The organism is Streptomyces apricus, from assembly GCF_008369065.1.
GTDB lineage: Bacteria > Actinomycetota > Actinomycetes > Streptomycetales > Streptomycetaceae > Streptomyces > Streptomyces apricus.
In genome coordinates this window covers 1-1,183 of the sequence record NZ_VDFC01000221.1, presented here as the reverse complement: position 1 = coordinate 1,183, position 1,183 = coordinate 1, and the positions used below count along the sequence as shown (strand labels likewise).

Sequence of the window (1,183 nt, the reverse complement as noted above, 5' to 3'; positions counted from 1 at the left end):
GGAAGGGTCGGTCAGGCAGGAGGGGTCAGCGCGGCACGTCGGCCGCGAGGGCCTGGTTCAGCTGCTCCACCGTGGCGGGCGACTCGCGCTGGAACGCGGCGAGGTCGAGGCCGTCGTCCCCCATGACGGTCAGCAGCGCCCGGTCGCCGACGGCCAGCACGATGACGTGGCCCGAGCCGCACCTGGCGACCACCTCGCGCAGCGCGCCGACTCCGGCCTGGTCGGCCATCCGGCGGCCCACACCGAGGGTCGCGGCGGCGAGCGCGGCGACGGACTCGGCGTGCGAGGAGTCCGTGTCGGCGACGACGAGGAGGCCGTCCGCCGTGGACAGGACGCTCTCGGAGACCCCCATCACCCGGTCGCGCAGGGAGGTCAGGATGTCGGTGAGGGGACTGGGCGGCGTCGTGTCGCTCATGGCGCTCCTTGCTGCGTACGTGGCTGGTCGTGGTGCGGGTGGAGCGGCATCAGTCGGACTCCGGCAGAGCGCTCAGCCCCCGGCGGACGCGGCGCAACATGTCGATGGACGGCTGGGCGGCGGCCAGTTCCTCGGCCGACAGCACGGGAAGGGAGAACGGCGGCCCGCTCGGAACGGTGCCGCGAACGGGCAACGGCGGAGGCATTTCGGCGCCGCCCCCGTCCCGGGACCCGGAACGTCTGTCGGACCCGGACCCGGACCCGGCTCCGGCTCCGGCGCGCGGCCTCGGGCCGGTGTCCGGGCCCGGGCCGACGGCCGACTCGGACCGGGCGTGCCGACTCGGGCCGGCGAGCGGCTCGGCGTCGGTGTCCGGGCTCGGGCCGGTGGGCAGCTCGGAGCCGGTGGGCGGGCCCGGGTCGGTGGCCGACTCGAACCCGGTGTCCGGACTCGGACCGACGGCCGGCTCGGAGCCGGCATGCAGGCTCGGGTCGGCATGCGGCCCCGGGCCAGCGGCCGGTTCGGACCCGGTGTCCGGGCTCGGGCCCGTGGCCGACTTGGAGTCGGCGTGCGGGCTCCGGTCGGTGGGCGGTTCGGGGGCTGTGGGCCCGGCCGGGAAGCCGTGCCCGGTCGAAGGGTCATGCCCGCTCGGGGAGCCGTGCCCGGTTGAGGGACCGTGCCCGGTCGAGAGGTCATGCCCCGTCGAGGGGCCGGGCCCGGGCGGGTCCGGGGGCTGGTTCTGGGTTCGGTGGTGGGCCGGGCCGCGGGGTT

1 protein-coding gene is annotated in these 1,183 nt (G+C 76.8%); it reads right to left on the bottom strand.

Features of this window, described 5'->3' with window-relative positions; all coding sequences use genetic code 11:
* Nucleotides 1–25: 25 nt before the first annotated feature.
* Nucleotides 26–415: a roadblock/LC7 domain-containing protein gene (locus FGF04_RS39315; RefSeq protein ID WP_149516178.1), complete on the bottom strand. Its 390-nt coding sequence runs from the start codon at nt 413–415 to the stop codon at nt 26–28.
* Between the last annotated feature and the right edge of the window lie 768 nt (nt 416–1,183).

Excerpts from the sequence above, each read along its gene's own strand:
- FGF04_RS39315 (WP_149516178.1), bottom strand. The coding sequence starts at position 415 with ATGAGCGACACGACGCCGCCCAGTCCCCTCACCGACATCCTGACCTCC.